The 6,344-nt window shown below is 73.0% G+C and carries 6 protein-coding genes; 4 read left to right on the top strand and 2 right to left on the bottom strand.

Going from position 1 to position 6,344, the window contains the following annotated elements; translation table 11 throughout:
• The first annotated feature begins 84 nt into the window (after positions 1-84).
• From dld to V1258_RS14365, 4 genes are all read left to right on the top strand, one after another.
• Positions 85-1,809: a D-lactate dehydrogenase gene (dld, locus tag V1258_RS14350; protein ID WP_329750320.1), complete on the top strand. Its 1,725-nt coding sequence runs from the start codon at positions 85-87 to the stop codon at positions 1,807-1,809.
• A gap of 130 nt (positions 1,810-1,939) precedes the next feature.
• On the top strand, positions 1,940-2,125 hold the full coding sequence (locus tag V1258_RS14355; RefSeq protein ID WP_329745556.1) for a hypothetical protein: 186 nt from the start codon (positions 1,940-1,942) through the stop codon (positions 2,123-2,125).
• Positions 2,126-2,261: 136 nt separating this feature from the next.
• Positions 2,262-3,545, top strand: a complete 1,284-nt coding sequence (locus V1258_RS14360) for a sensor histidine kinase (protein ID WP_329750321.1) — start codon at positions 2,262-2,264, stop codon at positions 3,543-3,545.
• Positions 3,546-3,944: 399 nt separating this feature from the next.
• Entirely contained in the window at positions 3,945-4,871 is a 927-nt protein-coding gene (locus V1258_RS14365; RefSeq protein WP_329745554.1) for a helix-turn-helix domain-containing protein, read from the top strand.
• 36 nt (positions 4,872-4,907) lie between these two features.
• Here V1258_RS14365 and V1258_RS14370 read toward each other — a convergent pair whose 3' ends face one another.
• The gene (locus V1258_RS14370; RefSeq protein ID WP_329750322.1) at positions 4,908-5,864 is read right to left on the bottom strand and encodes a permease prefix domain 1-containing protein; all 957 of its coding nucleotides are present in this window, start codon (positions 5,862-5,864) and stop codon (positions 4,908-4,910) included.
• A 1-nt stretch (position 5,865) separates the two neighbouring features.
• Positions 5,866-6,204, bottom strand: coding sequence for a PadR family transcriptional regulator (locus V1258_RS14375; RefSeq protein ID WP_329745552.1), 339 nt, complete (start codon positions 6,202-6,204; stop codon positions 5,866-5,868).
• Positions 6,205-6,344 lie beyond the last annotated feature (140 nt).

A 6,344-nucleotide genomic window follows, 5' to 3' on the forward strand; every position in this document is an offset into this window, starting at 1 on the left:
CGCTGGCCGCGGGCCGAGGACGGCCCGGAGCACCCGGGGCGCGCCCCGGAGCTCGACCCCACAGAGGCGAAGGAGCAGTCGCACATGCGGACACCGCGCACCCGCGCACGGCAGACACCCCGAGCGGCGGAGGCGATCGATGCCTTCACCCGGATCTTGGGGCGGAAGCACGTGCTCACCACGCCGCGCGCGACCGCCCCGTACACCACCGGCGACCGCTTCGGTTCCGGGGAGGTCCTGGCCGTGCTGCGGCCCGGGTCGCTGGTGGACATGTGGCGTGCCCTGCAGGTGTGCGTGGACCACGACCTCATCGTCATCCCGCAGGCCGCGAACACCGGCCTGACCGGCGGCTCCGGGCCCGGCGCCCCGGACGGTGAGCGGGACGTCGTCATCCTCTCCACCCTGCGGATCGACGCGATCCATCTCCTGCACGACGCCCGCGAGGCCGTCAGCCTCGCCGGCGCCACCCTCTACTCCCTCGAGGAGACGCTCGCCGCACACGGTCGCGAGCCGCACTCCGTCATCGGCTCCACCTCGATCGGCGCGACCGTGGTGGGCGGCATCGCCAACAACTCCGGCGGCTCCCAGATCCGCAAGGGCCCCGCCTACACGGAGCAGGCGATCTACGCCCGGGTCGAGGGGGACGGCACGATCCAGCTGGTCAATCACCTGGGCATCGACCTCGGCACCGACCCCACCCACATCCTGGATCGGCTGGAGCGCGGCGACTGGTCCGCCGCCGACGTCACCCCGCCGCCCCCCGACGGCACCGGTACCGACTACGCCGAGCACGTGCGCGAGCTCGCCCCCACCCCCGCCCGCTTCAACGCCGACCCGACCTTCCTCCACGAGGCCTCGGGCTGCGCCGGTAAGCTCCTCGTCTTCGCCGTCCGCACGCGCACCTTCCCGCTCGAGCAGGACAAGGCCACGTTCTACATCGGCACCGACCGCCCCGCCGATCTCGAGGCGCTGCGCCGCCGGTTCCTCGCGGCCGACGGCCCCCTGCCGATCTCCGGCGAGTACCTCAGCGCCCACGCCTTCGACCTCGCGGCCGAGTACGGCAAGGACACCTACGTCTCGCTGAAGCACGCCGGCTCCGCCGCGCTGGTGCGGATGTTCGCGCTGAAGAGCTGGGCCAACGGCGTCCTCGCGAAGCTGCCGGGCACCGGGCCGTCGGCCGCCGACGCGATCTCCCAGCGCCTGTTCTCCCTGGTCCCCGCGAGGATCCCGGCCCGCCTGCTCAGCTACCGCGACCGCTTCGCCCACCACCTGATCCTGGTCGTCAGCGGCAGCGAGCGCGCGGCGACCGAGCAGCTGCTGAAGGGATTCTTCGCCGAAGACGGACATGAGGGCGACTTCTTCGCCTGCGACGCCGAGGAGGCGCAGAGCGCGACCCTGATCCGCTTCGGCGTCGCGAGCGCCGCGAGCCGCTACTACGTCATTCACCGCGAGGAGGCCTCCGCGATGGTCACCTTCGACGTCGCCCTGCGCCGCGACGACGAGGACTGGCTGGAGGTGCTGCCCGAGGAGATCGCGGACCAGCTGCTGCAGAGCGTCTACTTCGGCCACTTCTTCTGCCACGTGCTGCACCAGGACCACGTGGCGAGGAAGGGCGTGGACCCCGTCGCGCTGAAGAAGCGGATGACCCGCCTGCTGGAGGAGCGCGGCGCCGCCGTCCCCGCCGAGCACAACTTCGGCCGGATCTATCCGGCCCCGGCGGGGACGGTCGAGCACTACCGTCGGCTGGACCCGTGGAACATGTTCAACGCCGGCGTGGGGGAGACGTCGGTGCGGAAGGGATGGGGGTGACGGACCCGGACGGTGAGCGCTGCCGGGTGGTCCACCCGGGACGCCGCACCTCGCAGGGGCGGGGGTGGAACCGAGCGGGTGTCGGTGAGAGGGTGGAGGCCCGGAAGACCCCATCTCAGGAGGTTCGGCCATGAGCAGCACCCCGATGTACCACCCCGACGACGACGAGACCAGTCCCCTCCCGGAGGACCAGGGCATCGCCCAGCCCGGCAGCGGAGCCGCCGAGGAGGACCCGTCGCGGTCCTCCGAGGACAGCGACTCCTCGGGCACCGATCACGACGAGCGCTCCGACGACGGCGACTCGCCGCTGGTCTGAGACCCGCCGCTATGAGCGATCGCTATCGCTCACAGCGGCGCGCCCGTCCCGCGTCGGCGAGGCGAGCCGGGCGGCACGAGGCGCACGATCCCCGCTACCATGAATCGTCAGGACCAGGGGACGTGCAGGGGGACGTGTGGGCGCCGACGACACGGAGTCATATCGCGGAACGGACGGTCGTTCGGGCACCGCGGTGCTCGTCTCCGAGGAGGCGAGGCAGCGCTGGCTGCACGCCTACGGACTTCCCCACGGCCATGCCGACGATCGGCTGCCCGGCGCGGGTGCGGAGCAGACCTGGACGACGTCCACCCCGCGCCTGAACCGCCTGGCGCGGATGGCGGCCGCGGTCGCCGAGGTGCCGTTCGCGGTCGTCAACGTCATCACCGCGGACGAGCAGCACCAGATCGCCGCGTTCGGCGTGGACCCCTCCGTGTGCTCGCGCGAGGACTCGATGTGCGCGAAGGTGTTCCTCGACGACCACCCCGCCGTGGTCCCGGACGCGTCCCGGGACCCGCGCTTCCGCGACAACCCCTTCGTGACCGGCGTCATCGCGGACGTGCGCGGCTACGTCTCGGTCCCTCTCCACGCGGAGGTGCCGCTGGGGTCGCTGTGCGTGTTCTCCTCCGCCCCCGCGACGATCACCCCGGACCAGCTGGTGCTCCTGGAGAACCTGGCGGAGAACGTCATCGACGTCCTCGAGCTCGAACGCCGCGACCGGCAGCTCGACGCCTCCCTGGCCGAAGCCGCCGCCACCGCGGAGCGGCTGGAGGACTTCGCCCGCCAGGTCAGCCACGACCTGCGCACGCCCTTGACGTCGCTGCTGGGCTTCCTGGAGCTCGCCCAGGAGGCCGATCACGAGGCGCAGGCGCCGGAGCTCCTGCGCCGGGCCGACGGGGCGGGGCGGCGGATGCTCGACTCGCTCCGCGACCTGCTCGACCACGCCGTGAGCGGGAGCCACCTCGAGAGCGGCCCGGTAGACCTCGGCGCACTGGTGCATCGGGTGCAGGACGACGTCGCCGACCTCGCCGCCCGCACCGGCGCCACCATCGAGTGTGCCGGCGGGATCGTCCGCGGCGATGAGTCGCACCTGCGCTCGCTGGTGCAGAACCTCGTGGTCAACGCCCTCAAGTACTGCCCCGCTGACCGTGCGCCGCGCGTGCGCATCACCGCCGTCGACGCCGACGGTCACAGCGGCATCCTGGTCGAGGACAACGGCGCGGGCATCCCTCCCGCCGACCGCGACCGGCTGCTCAGGGACGGGGGACGCCTGCGGCGCAGCGGCGAGCCTCCGGGGACCGGGCTCGGGCTGGGTATCTGCCGCCACATCGCCGAGGCCCACGGCGGCAGGATCGTCCTCGCGGACACGGCGCTCGGCGGCCTCGGCGTGCGCGCCAGCTGGCCGGTCGGCGCGGCGGGGTAGCGCCGGGGACGAGGCGCGAGAGTAGGGACACGGGTGGCCTCGACCCAGCCCCATCTCCCCGTCGGGAACCGCCGGGGTGCCGACTACCGTCCGGAGAACTCTCCCCGCCGCGCCCGCGCGCGGGGCGATGAACGTGTCTCGCCAGCGGCTGGGCCAGTCCTATCGGGCGCTGGACCGGTTCTCCGGGATCCGGATGGCGACGCCGCAGGGCTGGCGCTCGCGCCGGATCCGCACGGCAAGGGCCGGCGAGGTGCAGGCCGGCCATCAGCCCGGTGCGACCGACGACGAGCGCCTCCACGCCGTAGTCGGCCTGGCGGGGTGCGGCTTTCTGGCGCCCGTCCCCGAAGGATGCCCTGACAGGGACTCCTCCGCTGCGCTCCGCGGATCTACGCTGGGGCGATGGACAACAGGATCGATGTGCGCGAGTTCCTCATGACGCGCCGCGCGAAGGTCACCCCGCAGCAGGCCGGCCTCCCCGTCGGCCCCGGCCGCCGCGTGCCCGGCCTGCGCCGCAGCGAGGTCGCGATGCTCGCCGGGGTCAGCGTCGAGTACTACGCGAAGCTCGAGCGGGGGGCGATCGCCGGCGCCTCCGCCTCGGTGCTCGACGCGGTCGCGACCGCCCTGCAGCTGGATGCGACCGAGCGCGCGCACCTCTTCGACCTCGCGAGCGCGGCCGACGGCGTCCCCACCGACCGCCGCCTGCGTCGGCGGCACGGTGTCGAGACCGGTCCCGTGCGGCCCGGCCTGCAGTGGACGCTCGATGCCCAGACCGACGCGGTCGCCTTCGTGCGCGACCGCTACCGGAACGTCCGGGCGATGAACGCCCTGGCCCGCGCCTTCTACGCGCCGCTGCTCGCGACCGTCCCCGAGGGTGGCGTGCCCAACCTGCTGCGCTTCCAGTTCCTCGAGGACGGCTCCGAGCAGCTCTACCCCGAGTGGGACCGCTTCGCGCAGATGGCCGTGGCCAGCCTGCGCGTCGAGGTGGGGCGCGCCCCGCACGACCCGGTCCTGCAGCAGCTCGTCGCGGAGCTGAGCGAGGGTTCCGCGCTGTTCCGCCGGCTGTGGGGCGCGCACGACGTGCTCACCCACGGGGCGGGCACCAAGCATTTCCGTCATCCCGTGGTCGGGGACGTCACCGTCGCTTACGAGGAGCTCGCGATCACGGCCGAGCCCGATCTGGTGATGATCGTGTACACCGCGGAGCCGGCCTCCACCTCGCAGGAGCGGCTGCGCGTGCTCGCGAGCTGGGCCGCTTCCCAGCCGGAGGCGGGGGCCGGCGCGCCCGCCGCCGACCCGCGCACGACGGGGGCCGCGCAGGAGGGCTGACCTCCCGCGCGGCCCCGTCGGCCCCGCGTCCGGTGCTCAGACGCGCCGGGCGCGCAGCGCCTTGCGCCAGCCGTCGGCCACGTCGAGCGCGCAGCTGATCGCGATGCCCGCGGCGAGCAGCACCGCGAGGATCCGCGGCGTGTCCCCGCCGACGCCGTTGTCCGTGAGCACCAGGCGGACGAGCTCGGGGTTGATCAGCTCGCCGCGGGCGATGAGCGTGAGCGCCCAGGAGAGGAAGACCAGCGAGAGCGCCGTGTTGACCACCGCGAAGGGGGTGGTCCAGGCCCCGCGCCGATGGACCATGACGGTGAGGGCCACCTCGAGCACCACGACGCCCAGCAGTACTGCGATCCACCCCGGCCACAGGCTCGGAGCCAGGACCGACACCGCGTGGTCGTCGAGCTGCACGACGGGGTCGGCGAGGTCCCAGAGCACCGCCCCGATCACCAGCACGCCCACCACGATCGAGGCGATGAGGTCCGAGAGCGGCAGGTCGGGACCGCGCTCCTCGGGGAGGTCCTCGAGGGTCCACTCCTCGCCGGTCTCCGCGTCGGTGCGCTCGAGGATCGCGAACACCAGGGTGACCCAGAAGGCGACGTGGACCGCGGCGGTGAGCGCGACCGAGATCGACTGGCCGATCACGGTGCCGACAGGGGCCTCGGAGAGCACCTGGGCGAGGGCGACACCGACGAGCGCGCAGGCCGGGACGATGCTCTCGAGCAGGATCAGCAGACGGCGCCAGGTCAGGTAGTGCCGCGGTCCGATCAGCTGCAGCCGGAGGTCCGCGAAGCCCGCGGCGAGACGGGCCGGATCGCCGAGGTCGGTGAGGACCGCGCGCTCGGCGGCCCCGCGCTCCTCGCCCTGCTCGATCCGGCTCTCGATCGCGTCGGCGATCGAGGTTCCGAGCTCGGCGCGGACGTCCTCGCGGGAGGCGGCGGGCAGGGAGGAGACGGTCGCGGCGATGTAGCGCTGGGTGAGGTCGATGGCGGTCATGTCACTTCTCCTTCGCGGAGGTGGGGAGGGAGTCGATGGCCGCGGTGAGCGCGGACCACTCGGTCATCAGGAGCTCGGCGAGAGCCGAGCCCTCGGGGGAGGTGCGGTAGACCTTGCGCGGCCGCGCCTCCTCGGTGTTCCACTCGCTCGTGAGGTGTCCCTGCTTCTCGAGGCGTCGCAGCAGCGGGTAGAGGGTGTTGGCGTCGGTGTCGAAGCCGTGTCGCTCGAGGTCCTGGAGCAGGCCGTAGCCGTACCCGGGCTCGCGCAGGAGATGGAGGCACGCGAGCACGACCGTGCCGCGGCGCAGCTCCTGCAGGTGGAGATCCGACTGTTCGCTCATGTAAGACACCATAGTGTGTGTCGCACAGTGTTGTCTATGGGGCAGTCTCAACACCCGGAAACGGGCGGGGGGGGGGGGGGGGGGGGGGGGGGGGGGCGTCCACCCTGTGGGGGGGGGTCTAGCTTAGGGGCGGTATCCCC

Origin of the sequence: Brachybacterium sp. J153 (genome assembly GCF_036311905.1) — a bacterium.
Classification (GTDB): Bacteria; Actinomycetota; Actinomycetes; order Actinomycetales; family Dermabacteraceae; genus Brachybacterium.

Excerpts from the sequence above, each read along its gene's own strand:
- dld (WP_329750320.1), top strand. The coding sequence starts at position 85 with ATGCGGACACCGCGCACCCGCGCACGGCAGACACCCCGAGCGGCGGAG.
- V1258_RS14355 (WP_329745556.1), top strand. The coding sequence starts at position 1,940 with ATGAGCAGCACCCCGATGTACCACCCCGACGACGACGAGACCAGTCCC.
- V1258_RS14365 (WP_329745554.1), top strand. The coding sequence starts at position 3,945 with ATGGACAACAGGATCGATGTGCGCGAGTTCCTCATGACGCGCCGCGCG.
- V1258_RS14370 (WP_329750322.1), bottom strand. The coding sequence starts at position 5,864 with ATGACCGCCATCGACCTCACCCAGCGCTACATCGCCGCGACCGTCTCC.
- V1258_RS14375 (WP_329745552.1), bottom strand. The coding sequence starts at position 6,204 with ATGAGCGAACAGTCGGATCTCCACCTGCAGGAGCTGCGCCGCGGCACG.